The sequence below is a fragment of the Stenotrophomonas sp. CFBP 13718 genome (assembly GCF_014842145.1).
GTDB lineage: Bacteria > Pseudomonadota > Gammaproteobacteria > Xanthomonadales > Xanthomonadaceae > Stenotrophomonas.
In genome coordinates this window covers 251,671-268,131 of sequence record NZ_JACYVC010000002.1, presented here as the reverse complement: position 1 = coordinate 268,131, position 16,461 = coordinate 251,671, and the positions used below count along the sequence as shown (strand labels likewise).

Genomic DNA, 16,461 nt, shown 5'->3' with positions numbered 1-16,461 from the left:
GGGAGGGCCGCGCGGGTTACGCGGCCTGACCTTGCAACCAGACCATCTTGGCGCGCAGTTCCTTGCCTACCTTTTCGATGGGGTGATCCAGGTCGGCCTGCTTGAACTTGTTGTAGTTCGGCAGGCCCGCTTCGTACTCGGCCACCCAGTTCTTGGTGAAGGTGCCATCCTGGATGTCCTTCAGGACTTCCTTCATGCGCTCCTTGGTGCCGGCATCGATCACCCGCGGGCCACTGACGTAGTCACCGTATTGCGCCGTCTCCGAGATGAACTCCAACATCCGCGAGATACCGCCTTCGTAGAACAGGTCGACGATCAGCTTCAGCTCGTGCAGCACCTCGTAGTACGCGATCTCCGGCTGGTAGCCGGCTTCCACCAGCGTCTCGAATCCTGCCTGCACCAACGCCGAGGCACCGCCGCACAGCACGGCCTGCTCGCCGAACAGATCCGTCTCGGTCTCTTCCTTGAACGTGGTCTGGATCAGATTGGCGCGTGCGCCACCCAGGCCGGTGGCATAGGCCAACGCATGCGCGGCGGCGTTACCGCTGCGGTCCTGGTGGACGGCCCAGATGCACGGTACGCCGCGGCCGATCTCGTATTCGCGACGGACCAACGCACCCGGTCCCTTGGGCGCGACCAGCACCACGTCCAGGTCATCGCGTGGGGTGATCATGTCGAAATGCACGTTCAGGCCATGCGCGAACAGCAGTACCGCGCCCTGTTTCATGTTCGGCGCCAGCACGTCCTCGTAGAGTTTCTTCTGCACCATGTCCGGGGTCAGCACGGCGACCAGGTCAGCGTCCTTGACGGCCTCCGCCGGTGCCTTGACGGTGAAGCCATCGGCCTGTGCCTTTACTTCGGTCGGACCGCCGGGGCGCAGGCCCACCACCACGTCGAAGCCGGATTCGCGCAGGTTCAGCGCATGCGCGCGGCCCTGGCTGCCGTAGCCGACGACAGCGATCTTGGTCTGGGGCAGGTCGTTGGTGCTCATCGTGGTGGTTCCTTGCAGAGGTGTTGGGTAAGGAGGGAGGGTGTTGCCATGTTCTGAAACGAAAAAACCCGCGCCGGGACCGGTGCGGGTTTTGATCGAGTACCTGTGTGTCTGTTGCTTACACGCTGGCTCGTCCCGCTCCGGTGGGCTGGCTAATAAGTACGAGTACGAGGAGCGAACGCAGCGAGGCGGCGCCGGTGATGGCGGGCTCGGAGTTCGTCGGCGGTGGCGTGTGGCGCTGCAACATGGGTTCGAGGAAAACATGCGCGACGGGGTCTGTCAACCCTTCGCGGAACACGCGGATTGGTTACCCGTGCATCCATGCGAAACCCTTGTCGGGCCTGCATTGTTGCGCCTGAAACGACCTGTGAGCCATGGTCTCGCAAACGTCGATCGCGTCATCCGCGCGATATCCCCAGCGCCCACCTTCCCAGGGTGACCTATGCCGCATAGGCAGCAGCGCGCAGACGCGCGACTATCGATCATCTTCCTCATGGATGCCCCCGACGTGACCCGACGAATTGCCCGCGGCCTGCTCGCCGCCGCCCTGCTCGCTGCCTTGCCGACACTGTCGTTGGCGGCTGATCGCATTACCGGCCAGGGGTTTGCCACCCGCTCGGAGGTGATCGCCCCGCACGCGATGGCCGCCACCTCGCAGCCGCTTGCGACGCAGATTGCGTTGGATGTGATGAAGAACGGCGGCAGCGCCGTCGATGCGGCCATTGCGGCCAATGCCGCGCTGGGCCTGATGGAGCCCACCGGCAATGGGGTAGGCGGTGATCTGTTTGCGATCGTGTGGGATCCGAAAACGCAGAAACTGCATGGTTACAACGGCTCGGGGCGTTCACCCCGTTCACTCACCTTGGCGGAGTTCAAGCGCCGTGGACTGAAGGAAATTCCGGCCACGGGTCCGTTGCCGGTGTCGGTCCCGGGTGCGGTGGATGGCTGGTTCGCGCTGCACGAACGGTTCGGCCGCAAGCCGATGGCGGACAACCTGGCGCCGGCGATCCGCTACGCGCGCGAAGGCCATCCGGTCGCTGAAGTGATCGCCTACTACTGGGATCGCTCCGTGCCGCGCTTGTCCGTGTACCCGGGATTCAAGGAACAGTTCACGGTGGACGGCCATGCCCCGCGCAAGGGCGACATGTGGAAAAACCCGAACCTGGCCGACACGCTGCAGACGATCGCCGACGGCGGGCGTGATGCGTTCTACAAGGGCGACATCGCGCGCACCATCGGTACCTATTTCAAGGCCAACGGCGGCTACCTGAGCTTCGATGACATGGCCGCGCACCACGGGGAATGGATCGAGCCGGTCAGCAGCAACTATCGCGGCTTCGATGTATGGGAGCTGCCGCCCAACAGCCAGGGCATCGCCGCGCTGCAGATCCTCAACGTGCTGGAAGGCTACGATTTCTCGAAGATTCCGTTTGGCTCGCCCGAGCATGTGCACCTGTTCGTCGAAGCGAAAAAGCTGGCGTTCGCCGATCGCGCGCGCTTCTATGCCGACATGGCATTCCAGCCCGCCGCACCGGTGGCCAGGCTTATTTCCAAGGAGTACGCGGCCGAGCGACGCGCGCTGATTTCGATGGACAAGGCATTGAAGGAAGTACAGCCGGGCACGCCGAAGCAACTGGAGGAAGGCGATACGATCTATCTGACCGTCGCCGATGCGGACGGGATGATGGTCTCCCTGATCCAGTCGAATTACCGCGGAATGGGCAGCGGCATGGCCCCGCCGGGACTGGGGTTCATCCTGCAGGACCGTGGCGAGATGTTCGTGCTGCAGAAGGACCATCCCAACGGGTATGCGCCGGGTAAGCGGCCCTTCCAGACGATCATTCCGGGCTTCATCACCAAGGACGGCAAGCCGTACGCCAGTTTCGGGGTGATGGGCGGTGCGATGCAGCCGCAGGGCCATGCGCAGATCGTGATGAACCTGGTGGACTTCGGCATGAACCTGCAGGAAGCCGGCGATGCGCCGCGGATCCAGCACGAAGGGTCAACCGAGCCGACGGGCCAGGCGACGGCGATGATCGACGGGGGCGAGGTGAACTTGGAGACCGGATTTGCGTATGACACGATCCGGGCGTTGATGCGCAAGGGCCATCGGGTCGTGTTCGCAGACGGTCCGTACGGTGGCTACCAGGCGATCATGCGCGACCCCGATACCGGCGTGTATTACGGCGCGTCGGAGAGCCGCAAGGACGGGCAGGCGGCGGGTTACTGACGTCGAACGGGTGAGACCCCCTCGTGGCGGGCGGGAGAGCCACAGCTGAGCTTGGGCCGGTTGGGGGAGGCTGGTCGGGGGACGGCAAGAGCTGCATCCATGCGTGCCTCGTTTCGTGCCATCCATGGCACTCAACGCCCCCGCCCAGCCTCCCCCACCCGGCCCTGACAGATTCCGTGGCCGCCAGCCGCGTAGTAAAGAAGAGAAAAGCGGTGGCGCCGACCCATGGTCGGCGAGCGCAGCGGGCCGTTGGCGGAAACATTCCGCCGAGCACGGCTCGGCGCTACCGCAGGCCTCGTTGACCGCGTCGGGTGGAGGGAGCCCCTGAGTCAGGGGCGGCCGCGAAGCGGCGGGGTGTGGGTGCTGGTGAGACGGGGCCCACGGTTTGCGAAGCAAAGCGTGGGAGCGGCAGCGCGAAGCGATGACGTGGACCCGCGCCATGGATGGCGCGAAACGAGGCCCGCAGGATGCGGCTTCTGCCGCCCCCCGCCAACCCACCCCGCCCCGCCAGCAAGCAGCACTGCACAGCAGTTGCAGTTGCACTTGCAGTGGCCGTTGCTTCAAGCGGGCCGCCGGGCTGCAAGCCCGGCACCCACCCCCACACCGATCAGTCGCGCGCTGCGGCCCGTGCAGACTCTTCGCGGGTCTCTTCCTGTGCGGCCATCTCGCGTTCGATCCAGGATTCGATCATGTGCCGCGCGCGCTGTGCCTTGCGCCGCTCACGTGTCCATTCCTGGTCCAGCACGCGGTACAGCGAGATCATCACCAGGATCATCAGCAGGGCGAAGGGCAACGCGGCGATGGTGATCATGCCCTGCAGGGCCGACAACCCACCGGCCAGCAGCAGGGCCCCGGCGATCAAGGCAATCGCCACCCCCCACGCCATCTTCCGCTTCAGCGGCGGATCACCGGCTTCGTCGGTCGACATGCTGGCCAGCACCAGCACGGCGGAATCCGCCGAGGTCACAAAGAAAATCATCAGCAGCACCAGCGCAACGCTGGCCAGTACCGTCGGCATCGGGAGGCTGTCGAACATCGTGAACAGAACGGTCTCGTAGCCGTTGCCCAATGCTGCCACCAGGTCCACGTGGCCGAACAACTGCGACCACAACGCCGTGCCACCGAAGACGGAGAACCAGACAAAGCCGAGCACGGTCGGCGCGATCACCACGCCGATGACGAACTCGCGCACGCTGCGGCCGCGGGAAATGCGCGCGATGAACGAGCCCACGAAGGGCGCCCAGGCGATCCACCACGCCCAATAGAAGATCGTCCAGTCCGCCACCCACGTGCTGCCCGAGAACGGCGACATGCGCAGGCTCATCGTCACCAGTTGGTTGAGGTAGGAACCCAGCGTGGTGGTGAACGTATCGAAGATGAAGCCGGTCGGGCCCAGCACCAGCACCATGGCCAGCAGCAGGGCGGCCAGGCCCAGGTTGAAGTTGGACAACCACTTGATGCCGCGGTCCACGCCGCTCATGGTCGAGGCCATGTACAGCACGAAGGCGACGGCGATGATGACCATCTGGGTCGGGATGCTGGCCGGAATGCCGAACACCCGCTCCAGCCCGGCGGCGATCTGGATGGTGCCGAAGCCCAGCGTGGTCGCCACGCCGATGGCGGTCGCCACGACGGCGGCAATGTTGACGATCTGGCCGATCCAGCCACGATGGTGGTGGCCGATGATCGGTTGCAGCATGTCACTGACCAGACCGCGCCCGTTGCGGTTGAACTGGAACCACGCCATCGACAGGCCGATCAGCGCGTAGATCGCCCACGGGTGCAGGCCCCAATGGAAGAAGGAGTAGCGCATCGACGCGCGTGCGGCCTCCATGCCAAGCGGCTCCAGGCCCTCCGGTGGCTTGACGAAGTGCGATACCGGCTCGGCAGCGCCCCAGAACACCAGACCGATGCCCATGCCTGCGGCAAACAGCATCGACATCCAGCTGGCGCGGGAAAAATCCGGCTCCGCGTCTTCTCCGCCGATACGCAGAGCGCCGAACCGGCCAAACGCGAGATAGAGCAGGAAGGAGAGGGTAAGGAACACGACCAGCAGGTACAGCCAGCCCGCCCCGCGCACTACTTCAGCGAGCACCGTCTGTACGACGGAATTGAAAGGGCCGGGCATCAGGCCGGCGAGCAGCACCAGTACGGCGACCAGTGCGATGGAAATTCGAAACACCATGAAGGGGCTTCTCCGTTCAGGACATGAGGGAGCGAGCAGAAGCTTGCAGCGCAATGCCAGCGAAAAGCCAGCAATGCAGACGGATTGCCAGCGGTTGGGACCAGAGGGCAGGCGCAGGAACGCGCGGGCGCAGTGTACGTGCTGCATCGTCACGGCGCTGTCAGTGTCGCTGGCGACAGCGCTTGTGTGCTGTAATGCGCGCCGAAGCGGGGGTACCGCGGCCATAGGGCTGCGGTTGAGATAGTCCCTTGGAACCTGATCCGGCTGATACCGGCGTAGGGAAGCTTCGCAATGCCGACCGTGCGTGGAGTCCGCCCTGGCGTGTCCGTGCGCGTGCGCCAGTGCGCCGCCGCTTCGTCCCTGACCTTACTGGACGATGCCCGATGAACGCACCGCATGACAGCCTGCAGCAGCAGGCACAGCAGCTCTCCGCCGCCGTAACCCGGCCCATTCCCGGATCCCGCAAGGTGCACGTCGCGGGGTCCCGCGACGATGTGCAGGTGCCCATGCGCGAAATAACGCTGGCACCCAGCCCGGCGATGTTCGGCGGCGCGGACAATGCGCCGCTGACGGTCTATGACACGTCCGGTCCCTACACCGATCCCGATGTGCGCATCGACTTGTCCCAGGGCTTGCCGGCGTTGCGGGCGGGCTGGGTGGAAGAGCGCGGCGATACGGAAGCGCTGTGCCGCGTCACCTCCGCCTTCGGTCGTTCGCGCGAGCTCGACGCGCGCCTGGATGCCGTTCGCTTCGGCTCCCGCAACCCACCGCGCCGCGCGGTCGTCGGCGCCAACGTCACCCAGATGCACTACGCACGGCGCGGCATCATCACCCCGGAGATGGAGTTCGTGGCGATCCGCGAGAACCAGCGGCTGCAGGAGGTGCGGGATGCCGGATTGCTGCAGCAGCATCGCGGGCAGGCCTTTGGTGCCTCGATTCCGCAGAGCATCACCCCGGCGTTCGTCCGCGACGAGATCGCACGCGGGCGGGCGGTGCTGCCGAACAACATCAACCATCCGGAAAGTGAGCCGATGATCATCGGCCGTAATTTCCTGACCAAGATCAACGCCAACATCGGCAACAGTGCGGTGTCTTCGGGCATCGCCGAAGAGGTGGAGAAGCTGGTCTGGGCGATCCGCTGGGGCGGCGATACGGTGATGGATCTGTCAACCGGCAAGCACATCCACGAGACCCGCGAGTGGATCATCCGCAACTCGCCGGTAGCTATTGGCACGGTGCCGATCTACCAGGCACTGGAAAAGGTCGACGGACAGGCGGAAGCACTCAGCTGGGAAATCTTCCGCGACACGCTGATCGAGCAGGCAGAGCAGGGCGTGGACTATTTCACCGTGCACGCGGGGGTACTACAGCGCCATGTGCCGCTGACCGCCAACCGGGTGACCGGGATCGTCTCGCGCGGTGGCAGCATCCTCGCCAAGTGGTGCCTGGCGCATGGCAAAGAGAACTTCCTCTACACGCACTTCGAAGAGATCTGCGAGATCATGAAAGCCTACGACGTGACGTTCTCGTTGGGTGACGGCCTGCGCCCGGGCTGTATCGCCGACGCCAACGATGCGGCGCAGTTCGCTGAACTGGACACGCTGGGCGAACTGACAAAGATCGCCTGGCAACATGATGTGCAGACGATGATCGAAGGGCCGGGCCACGTGCCGATGCACCTGATCAAGGAGAACATGGACAGGCAGTTGCAGGTGTGCGGCGAAGCGCCGTTCTACACCCTGGGGCCGCTGACCACCGATATCGCTCCGGGCTATGACCACATCACCAGTGCGATCGGCGCGGCCATGATCGGCTGGTACGGCACGGCCATGCTCTGCTATGTCACGCCGAAGGAGCACCTGGGACTGCCGAACCGCGAGGACGTGCGTGACGGCATCATGGCGTACCGCATCGCCGCGCATGCCGCCGACCTGGCCAAGGGCCATCCCGGTGCCCAGGTGCGCGACAACGCCTTGAGCAAGGCGCGGTTCGAGTTCCGCTGGGAGGACCAGTTCAATCTCGGCCTGGATCCAGAGAAGGCGAAGTCCTTCCATGACGAGACCCTGCCGAAGGACGCGCACAAGAGTGCGCATTTCTGTTCGATGTGCGGGCCGCACTTCTGCTCGATGAAGATCAGCCAGGAGGTGCGTGACCAGGCTGGATGACCCCATCACGCCCTTCATGGGTATGCTGCCGCGATCGCTCCGAGAGGCCCGCCCATGCCCATTCCGCCCACCCTTCGCTGGCTGGCCATTGCCCGTCGCCACCCCTCTGCGTGGCTGCTCGGCGTGCAACTGCTCGGCGTGCTGATGTATCCGGCGATGGACGAGACAGCCGCAGGGCGTGCGGCGGTGGGCACCTTCGGCATCGCGGTGCTTGGCCTTGCCCTGTGGGTGGTGCAGCGCAGCCCGCTGGGAACCTGGCTGGCGCTGTTGCTGGCGGTGCCGTCGGTGGTGTTTTCCATCGCCGCGGTGCTGCTGGGCAATACAGGCCTGGGCACGGCGGCGCAGTTGCTGGAGAGCCTGCTGTATTTCTATACGGCAGGCGCCTTGATCGCCTACATGCTGCAGGACCATAAAGTCACGCGCGATGAACTGTTCGCCGCAGGTGCCACGTTCACTCTGTTGGCGTGGGCGTTCGCGTTCGCATTTTCCGTGTGCCAGCAGTGGTACCCCGGCAGTTTCCTGGCGGCGAGCAGCACGGATTTCCGCACGTGGATGGAGCTGCTTTATCTCAGCTTCAGTTTATTGTCCGGGGTCGGGCTGAGTGACGTGGTTCCCGTGCACCCGCAGGCGCGCGCATTGGTAATGCTGGCGCAGTTTTCCGGGGTGATGTACGTGGCATTGGTGGTATCCCGGCTGGTGGGATTGACCATGCTGCAGCACCCTCGAAAATGAATGCCAGATAAAAAAATCGCGCCCCGGAGAGCGCGAATGATGAAACTTATTATCTGAATACGTAGGCGAGAGAGTGCCGGATGTTTGACGCTGCATGTGCGGTCAACCTGCATAGGCTAGTATTCGCGCGCTCCAGTTTTTTTGCGGTTTGCGTCCATGGTGTGTGCAGAGTCTGGCCGTTCGGTTTCCACGTCCTGGAATGACTGCACGGCTGTACCGCGACCCGTGCGCCCCTACGTTCGAGATACATGAACATCAGCAACAACTCCCTGCGTGACGCGGACATCCTGCGCATAGGCGAATGCACCGTGACCTTCTCGTCGCGTGAAGTGCAGGTGCCGGGCGTGCGTCGTCTGCGCAGGCTTACGCCGAAGGCAGCAGGGGTGTTGCGTGTGCTGGTGACCAGCGGTGGCCGCGTGGTCACCCGCGATGAGCTGTTTGCCGAAGTGTGGCCCGATACGCTGCCGACCAACGATGTGCTGACGCAGGCGGTGACCCAGCTGCGCAAGGCCTTCAGTGGTGATGAGGACGGCGCCACCGCCTATATCGAGACCATCGCCAAAAGCGGGTATCGCCTGCTGGCCGCCGTGAGCGTGGTAGAGGCCGAAGAACCTGCCGCGATCATCGATGACGCGCCATCCGAATTACGCGCCGTCGCCTTGGAGGGTGCCGCCGTAGGCGAGCCCGTCGCTGCAACGCGCCCGAATGCCGATCTGCCGCCGCCGGTCCCCGCTTCACGGCGGGGTACCTGGCGGCGCGTGCGCCGGTGGGTGCTGTTGGCGATAGGGGTCGCGATGCTGGTGGCCCTGTGTGTGATGGCGTGGCTGCTGCAGCGCACTCCGCAGCAGTCACCCGTCGATGCGGCCGTGGAGAACGGGACGCGTGTCATCGGCAGCCCGCAGCGGCCCTATCGACTGATCACCGCTACGGCCGGGTTTGAGACCTATCCGACCTTGTCGCCGGACGGATCGCAGGTGGCCTACGAGGCCAGCGATGAGGAGGAGGGCGGCCAGATCAAGGTGCAGACCTCGGGCAATGCCCCGGCGCGTGACCTGGTCGAGCGTCCGCCAGGGGCAACGGACCGGTTCCCGAGCTGGTCGCCGGACGGTCGCGAGATCGCCTTCGCCCGCTTCTTCGACGACGGCCGCTGCGAAGTCCTGATTTCCAGCGCGACCGGTGGCAACCTGCGCCAGGCCACGCGCTGCGATGGCACCGAGCTGCTCAGCTTCGACTGGGCACCGGACGGCCGTTCGCTGGTCTTCGGCAGCATGGTCGGCGCCTACGCGCATCGCGGCATCCGCCTGTTGGACCTGGCCACCGGTGCGTGGAAGCCGCTGGCGTACGCCGCCCGGGACGATGACTTCGACTATGCGCCACGGATTTCGCCGGATGGTCGTTGGCTGGTGTTCGTACGTAATCCGCAGGTCGGTGATTTGTGGCGGATGCCGGCCGGCGGAGGACCACTGGAGCAGTTGACCGATGATTCCGCCGAGATCCGCGGCTGGGCCTGGCTCAGCGACAGCCGGGAGATCGTGTTCGGGCGGCGCGTGGACAGTGAAGTCCGCTTGTACCGCCTGGATACTGAAAGCCGCCTGCTGCGCGATGTCGGCCTGGACGATGCACAGTGGCCCGCCGTGGCGCGTAACGGCAACATGCTGGCCTTCGTCCATCGCAAGGCCCAGTTCGCCCTCTACAAAGTGCCTTTGCAGGATGTGAGCAAGGCCGAGCGGATCTTCGCCTCCAATGGCCGTGACAGCCAGCCGATGCTGGCGCCGGACGGCAGGCATCTGGTGTTCGCCTCCGATCGCTCCGGCAGTTATGCGTTGTGGTGGGCAGACAAAGAGCACCCACAGTCGCTGCGCCCGATCGAAGGCCTGCGGCCGGAGGCGCGCCAGCCACCGGACTGGTCGCCGGACAGCCGCCACCTGTTGGCCTTGGGGCGTGACGACCATGGCGAGCCGCATGTGTACGAAATCACCCCCCGGGACGAGCAGGTCACCCAACTGCCGGTTCCCGCGTCGCGCCCCCTTCAGGCGTTGTATACGGCCGATCCTGGCCGGGTACTGGTGATCGAGCGCGATGACGAGCAGCGCACGCGACTCATCCTGTACGACCGGCGCAGTACGCCGTGGCAGCGGCTGGCCACTCTGGATGGGGTGTCGCAGGCGCGGTTCGACGCGGCACGTCGGCGTGTGCTGTTCACCCGCTTCGGGGCGGGCGGTTTGTGGTCGGTGGACGATGCTCTGACCGCCGCCAGCGTGCAGCAGGTCAGCGCGGACAGGCCATCGCGTTGGCGCTACCGCACGTGGAGCGTGGCCGGCAATGGCAGCATCGATTATGTGGACGCATGGGCGGGATGCAGTACCGGCCTGCAGCGCCTCACCACGGGCGCCGAGCCACTTACGCGCTGCCTGGATGCGCGTCGCCTGAGTTCAGGCAACGGATTCAGTACCAGCGTTGACGGAAGTGACCTGTACGTGGCCCTCGCGGTATCCGATGGTGCGGATGTCGGCGTGATGCAGCTGCCCGAATTGACGGGTGAAGTGTTCCCCGCCTTCATCAAGCCATTGATTCTGAAAGACTAGTTTCTTTCGTAAGTTTTTCGTCGGCTCCTCGTGTCGATTTCGTGGCGAAGTCGTCGCAACGTCCTGACCGCTGGCAGCTCATTTGGCAAAACGGATGCCCTGTATTGGCAAACCCGTGGTGCCCCTATGCGTCAGCTCGCCCTCGCCGATCGCGGCCAGTCCCTCTCCCTCGACAAGTCGCTCGACGACGCCACGCCGATCTGCCTGAGCGTCGCCCGATTGGGCAGCCTGCAGACGGCCGGCAGCTGCTTCACGGTCTGGATCCAGGTGCGGGGCAGTGCATGGGTGGAGGCCAAGGAAGGGCGTTTCCGCCTGCGGCGCGGCGAGTGGATCGCCTTCGAGAAGGAATCGCGGCCGTTGGTCCAGGCCGGACGCGATGGCCTGTGCGTCGGCCTTGCGCTCAATACCGATGCCCTGCGCATGCTGATGGAACTGGCTGATTGCGGGCTGTATGCCGGACGCGGGCAGATGAACCGCTCGGAGCTGCGGGTCGCCTTGCGCTTGTGGCGCGACGCACTGGACAGCGGCCTGCCAGCGCAGGCCCTGCGCCCGATGCTGCTGCATCTGGCTTCACTGCAGCGCACGATGGCCGGTACCGTACAGCGCTGCCCTGGCCGTTCGCGCAGTCGCAAACGCCAGGTATTCGGCCGCATGCAGCGCGCGCGCCTGTACCTGGAAGGCAACAGCCACCGCGTGGTGCGGATCGGTGAACTGGCCGAGCTGACCAACTTCTCCAGCTGGTACCTCTCCAAGACCTTCCAGAGTCTGTACGAAGAAAGCCCGCAGTCGCTTTCCGCACGCCTGCGCCTGGAGCGCGCAGCTGACCTGTTGCGTGATACCGACATGATGATCGGCGAAGTGGCTGCAGCCAGCGGTTTTGACAACTGTTGCAGCTTTGCGCGGGCGTTTCGTGCCCGTTTTGGTACGTCAGCGTCCCACTTCCGTGTGAACGCAGACAAGCTGTCGCCACAGTCGGCAAAGTCTCTCGCTGCCTCACGCAAACCAAGGACCGCAACACAATCGTAACGTTTGGGGGCGCTTTAACACGCCACTAACGTACCTTGGAGAGAGACATGAATTTTCGTAACCCCGCCGTGCGGCTGGGCATGCTGCCTGCCGGCATTGCGCTGGCGCTGAGCCCGAGCTTTGCCTCGGCGCAGGAAGCCGCAGCAGGCACCACCGACCTGGACCGCATCTCGGTTACCGGCTCGCGCATCCGCGCAGCCAACGTCGAAACGCAGCAGCCAGTGCTGACCCTGAGCCGCGAAAGCCTGGAAAAGCAGGGCTTCTCCTCGGTCGCCGAAGTGCTGAACAACCTGACCTCGGCCGGCTCGCCGGCCATCTCGCGTTCGGACGCACTGGCATCTGGCGAGAACGTCGGCGGTTACTACGTCGATATCCGTAACCTGGGCGCCGAGCGCACCCTGGTGCTGATGAACGGCAAGCGCCTGGGTGCCAGCACCTCGGGCCTGCAGGATCTGAGCCAGATTCCGATCGGCGCCGTGGAGCGCATCGAAGTCCTGAAGGATGGCGCTTCGGCCATCTACGGTTCGGACGCGATTGCCGCCGTGGTCAACGTGATCACCCGCAAGAATGTTGAAGGTGGCGAAGCCACCGCGTACTTCGGCCAGTACGGCGAAGGCGACGGCGACACCAGCCAGTACTCCATGACCCTGGGCTCCACCGGCGAGCGCGGCAGCGTGACCCTGGCGGCTGAGTATTCCAAGGCCGATCCGGTGTGGGCGAAGAACCGCTGGTACAGCCGTGACGGCAACCGTGGTCCGAACTCCACCCCGGCTTCCTGGAGCGCACTGAGCCAGAACGGCAGCTTCTGCAACCCGCTGGTCTATGACTGCTCGCCGACCTCCACCACCTCGGTGTGGCAGACCCTCAATGCGGGCGGCGATCCGAGGAACCCGGCTGACTACCACGTCATCACGCCGAGCGAGTTCGCCAACTCCAATGAGCAGATGACCGTACTGACCGGTGTCGAACGTAAGTCCGTCTACATCAACGGCACCTACGACTTCACCGATTCGATCAGCCTGAACACCGATTTCCTGTACAACGAGCGCAACACCTTCGCTCAGCTGGCCGGCTATCCGTACCAGTCGCAGGCCTTCGACACCCCGTTGTCGGCTGACAGTGCGTTCAACCCTGTCGGCCAGAACGTCGAGTTCCGTCGCCGCCTGTGGGAAGTGCCGCGCACCACCGACAGCCAGCTGAAGACCACGCGCTTCGCGCCGACCGTCAGCGGCTTCTTCGACTTCGCCGGCAAGACCTTCGATTGGGATGTCGGCGCGCTGTACAACCGCAACGAGACCATCGTCACCAGCCGTGGCGATGCCAGCCTGATCTCCACCGCACAGGCCCTGGGCCCGTCGTACATCAATGGCGCCGGCGTGGCGACCTGCGGTGTTGCCGGTGGCCCGGTGATCGCCGACTGCGTGCCGTGGAACCCGCTGCTGCCGTTCGGCGTCGCGGGTCAGGGCTCGCTGTCTGACCCGGCGCTGCAGGAATACCTGTTCCCGACCTTCACCACCCGTGGTGAGACCAAGACCACCAGCTTCACCGCCAACCTGGCCGGTTCCATCGTGACCCTGCCGGCCGGCGACCTCGGCTTCGCCGTGGGCGTGGAGCACCGTGAGGAAGAAGGCAGCTACGTGCCGGACGCGTTCGCACAGTCGGGTCAGTCGACCGGCCTGGGCCAGAAGCCGACCCGCGGTGAGTACGATCTGGACGAGGTCTACCTCGAACTGAACGTGCCGATCCTGTCGGACATGCCGTTCGCCAAGGAACTGAGCCTGAACCTGGCCAGCCGTTACTCGGACTACAGCAACTTCGGCGACACCGTCAACAGCAAGTTCGGCATCACCTGGCGTCCGCTGGATGAACTGCTGGTCCGTGGTACGTACGCCGAAGGCTTCCGTGCCCCGACCATCAGCGATCTGTACGGCGGCCTGAGCTCCAGCTTCGAAAGCTACACCGATCCGTGCGGCGTCGGCGCTCCGGGCAGCGTTGCAGGCAATGCCGCCTGCCTCGCCGCTGGCGTGCCGGCCAACTACGCGCAGCTCGGCCAGGGCAACCAGCCCTGCCTGACCCTGCCGTGCGCCACCAACGACCAGTTCATCTCCGGCGCCAACCCGGAACTGAACCCGGAAACGTCGAAGAGCACCACCGCCGGCCTGGTCTGGAGCCCGCGTTGGGTGCAGGGCCTGGACGTGTCGCTGGATTGGTACAAGTACGAAATCAGCGACATGATCATCGCTGACAGCGTCGACCGCATCCTGCGTGACTGCTACGTGCTGGGTGATTCCGCACGTTGCGCCAGCGTCGTCCGCGGTCCGGCCGGCAACATCACCGCACTGACCTACGGTACTGCCAACCTCGGCAAGCTGGAAACGCAGGGCTGGGATCTGGGCGTGAAGTACCGTCTGCCGGAATTCGCGGTCGGCAACTTCGCCATCGACTGGCAGACCAGCTACCTGTCGTCGTATGACGAAGAAGGCCAGAACAGCGCCGGTGACACCATCACCATCGGTCGCGTGGGCGAAGCGGGCCTGTTCCGCGTTCGTTCCAACGCCACCCTGAGCTGGACCAAGGGTGACCTGGGCGTCAACTGGACCGCGCGTTACTACTCGGGCATCCAGGAAGACTGCATCGCGATCGGTTGCACCAACCCGGATCGTTTCCAGAATGGTGAGACCGCGCCGATCCGCAAGACCGGCTCGAACACCTTCCACGACCTGCAGGTGAGCTACAACGCGCCGTGGAATGCCACGATCGCCGTTGGTGCCAACAACGTGTTCGACCACCGCGGTGCGCTGCAGTACACCGCACCGAACAGCAGCTTCGCTTACTACGGCGGCTTCGACGTGGGTCGTTTCATGTACATGAAGTACACCCAGCGCTTCTGATCCATCGAAGCAGTGGTGCATGAATGAGAAGGGCGGGCCGCAAGGCCCGCCCTTTTTTTTGTTCGTTTGCAGCGGGCTGTCCGCGGATACCTTCCGCCGAGCGTGGCTCGGCGCTACAGGAGCGCCCGGAACCGGTAGCGCCGACTCATGGTCGGCGAGCGCAGCGGGCTGCCCGCTGATACCTTCCGCCGAGCGTGGCTCGGCGCTACAGAAGCGTCCGGAAACGGTGGCGCCGACCCATGGTCGGCGAGCGCAGCGGGCTGTCCGCGGTTACCTTCCGCCGAGCACGGCTCGGCGCTACAACAGCGTCCGGAACCGGTAGCGCCGACCCATGGTCGGCGAGCGCAGCGGGCCGTACGCGGTTACACCGCGCCGCGCCCTTGGCCCGCTTCAGCCGATCACGCCTCGGCCGTACTCAACCCCATCAGGGCGTTCGCCTGCTCGCGCCACTCAGGCAGCTTGTGCAGGACGTTGGCGCGCTGCAGATAGTCTTCGTCCACCGCTTCGCCGTTCACCAGCGCCAGTGCGACATGCACCGCGCCGGTCACCCAGAAGCTGCGTGTGTTGGAGCGCTGCGGCTGCAGGTGGAAACCCACGGCTTCCACGATCGGCATCGGCAAGCCCCACAGGCCCAGCAGGTAGGCACCGGCCTCGGCGTGGCCGGGCCGCGCATCCTCGTCGCCGGCTGGCTCGGTGCGCTCGTTGCGGACACCCGGCAGCAGCAGGCCGATGTCGGCCAGCAGCGCAGCGGTGGCACCCAGTTCGGCACTGGAGGCCGGCAGCAGGCGCGCGGTGAGTCGTGAGGCCATCAGCGCGCGCTGCTGCAGCGCATTGCGCTCCGACACCGGCAGCGTGGGCGTGGAAAACACTTCGCTGGCCAGCACCAGATCGCGCAGAGTGGCCAAGCCCAGCCGAGTGACGGCGGAGCGCAGGTCGGAAATCGTACGGCCGCTGCTGAAGAACGCCGAATTGGACAACTGCAGGACCTTGGCCGCGATCGCGGGGTCGGCGGCGACCAGCTTGGCGACTTCGGCGGTGTCGGCGTCGTCGTCATGCTCCAGCGCGCGGGTCAGGCTCATGTACAGGTGCGGCGGCGAGGGCAGTTTCTCGATGCGGCCGATGGCATCGCGCAGGCGCGGGCTGTCCAGCAGTTCGCGCAGCTCTTCCAGGCTGCTGAGCGCTTCGAGCAGGACCTCAGGGGCCAGCGGAAGCGGCAGGAAACGATGGGCCACGCCGATCAATCGCGCCGGCGGCGGACGGGTGCCCTGCTGTGCATCGATCAGTGCCACACGGATGGTCTGCGGCCGCAGGGTACGGATCTGCCCCAGCAGCATGGTCGCGTCCATGTCGGGCAGGTACGGGCTGACAATCACCGCATCCAGCGCGGTAGCCGACACCGCGGCCATCGCCGCATGCCCATCGGTCACCGTAGTGGTGTGCCAGTCTTCCCCAAGATCGGCAATGAATTCGCTCAGCTCAGCCGGCAGGCTGGCTTCGTCCCCAACAAACAGAATGCGCACGACACGTTCCCCTGGCGGACCATGGCAACGGCCATGGTCGATGTGAAGTGTCGCAATTTAACCGATCCTGCGTGACGGGGGATGTGCCACAAGGCCGAAACGTGCGCTGCATCGCTCTGGCGGGGTCCGCCAGAGC

9 protein-coding genes and 1 riboswitch are annotated in these 16,461 nt (G+C 65.1%); of the genes, 6 read left to right on the top strand and 3 right to left on the bottom strand.

The features are described 5' to 3' along the window. Positions 1-16: 16 nt before the first annotated feature. A complete protein-coding gene (ilvC, locus tag IFT58_RS04765; RefSeq protein ID WP_192081316.1) occupies positions 17-991 on the bottom strand; it encodes a ketol-acid reductoisomerase in 975 nt (324 codons plus the stop codon). Positions 992-1,499: 508 nt separating this feature from the next. On the opposite strand from ilvC, the gene ggt reads away from it, so the two are divergent. Continuing rightward, positions 1,500-3,221 (top strand): gamma-glutamyltransferase, encoded by a 1,722-nt coding sequence (ggt, locus tag IFT58_RS04760; RefSeq protein ID WP_342029536.1) that lies wholly within the window; start codon positions 1,500-1,502, stop codon positions 3,219-3,221. A gap of 607 nt (positions 3,222-3,828) precedes the next feature. On the opposite strand, the gene IFT58_RS04755 is transcribed toward ggt, so the two are convergent. Next, entirely contained in the window at positions 3,829-5,406 is a 1,578-nt protein-coding gene (locus tag IFT58_RS04755) for a BCCT family transporter (protein ID WP_192081317.1), read from the bottom strand. Between the two features lie 198 nt (positions 5,407-5,604). Beyond that, positions 5,605-5,706, top strand: a riboswitch (TPP riboswitch). 83 nt (positions 5,707-5,789) lie between these two features. Here IFT58_RS04755 and thiC point away from each other — a divergent pair. From thiC to IFT58_RS04730, 5 genes are all read left to right on the top strand, one after another. Then, positions 5,790-7,571 (top strand): phosphomethylpyrimidine synthase ThiC, encoded by a 1,782-nt coding sequence (gene thiC, locus IFT58_RS04750; RefSeq protein ID WP_192094052.1) that lies wholly within the window; start codon positions 5,790-5,792, stop codon positions 7,569-7,571. Between the two features lie 54 nt (positions 7,572-7,625). Beyond that, positions 7,626-8,303 carry an ion channel gene (locus IFT58_RS04745; RefSeq protein ID WP_188326249.1) on the top strand — a complete coding sequence of 226 codons (678 nt, stop codon included), beginning with the start codon at positions 7,626-7,628 and terminating at the stop codon, positions 8,301-8,303. A gap of 248 nt (positions 8,304-8,551) precedes the next feature. After that, positions 8,552-10,888, top strand: a complete 2,337-nt coding sequence (locus IFT58_RS04740; RefSeq protein WP_192081319.1) for a winged helix-turn-helix domain-containing protein — start codon at positions 8,552-8,554, stop codon at positions 10,886-10,888. Between the two features lie 126 nt (positions 10,889-11,014). Further along, on the top strand, positions 11,015-11,914 hold the full coding sequence (locus IFT58_RS04735; RefSeq protein ID WP_188326251.1) for an AraC family transcriptional regulator: 900 nt from the start codon (positions 11,015-11,017) through the stop codon (positions 11,912-11,914). 47 nt (positions 11,915-11,961) lie between these two features. Then, entirely contained in the window at positions 11,962-14,805 is a 2,844-nt protein-coding gene (locus tag IFT58_RS04730; protein WP_192094051.1) for a TonB-dependent receptor, read from the top strand. A 398-nt stretch (positions 14,806-15,203) separates the two neighbouring features. Here the strand turns inward: IFT58_RS04730 and IFT58_RS04725 are convergent, their stop codons facing one another. Next, positions 15,204-16,325, bottom strand: a complete 1,122-nt coding sequence (locus IFT58_RS04725) for an HDOD domain-containing protein (protein ID WP_192094050.1) — start codon at positions 16,323-16,325, stop codon at positions 15,204-15,206. Between the last annotated feature and the right edge of the window lie 136 nt (positions 16,326-16,461).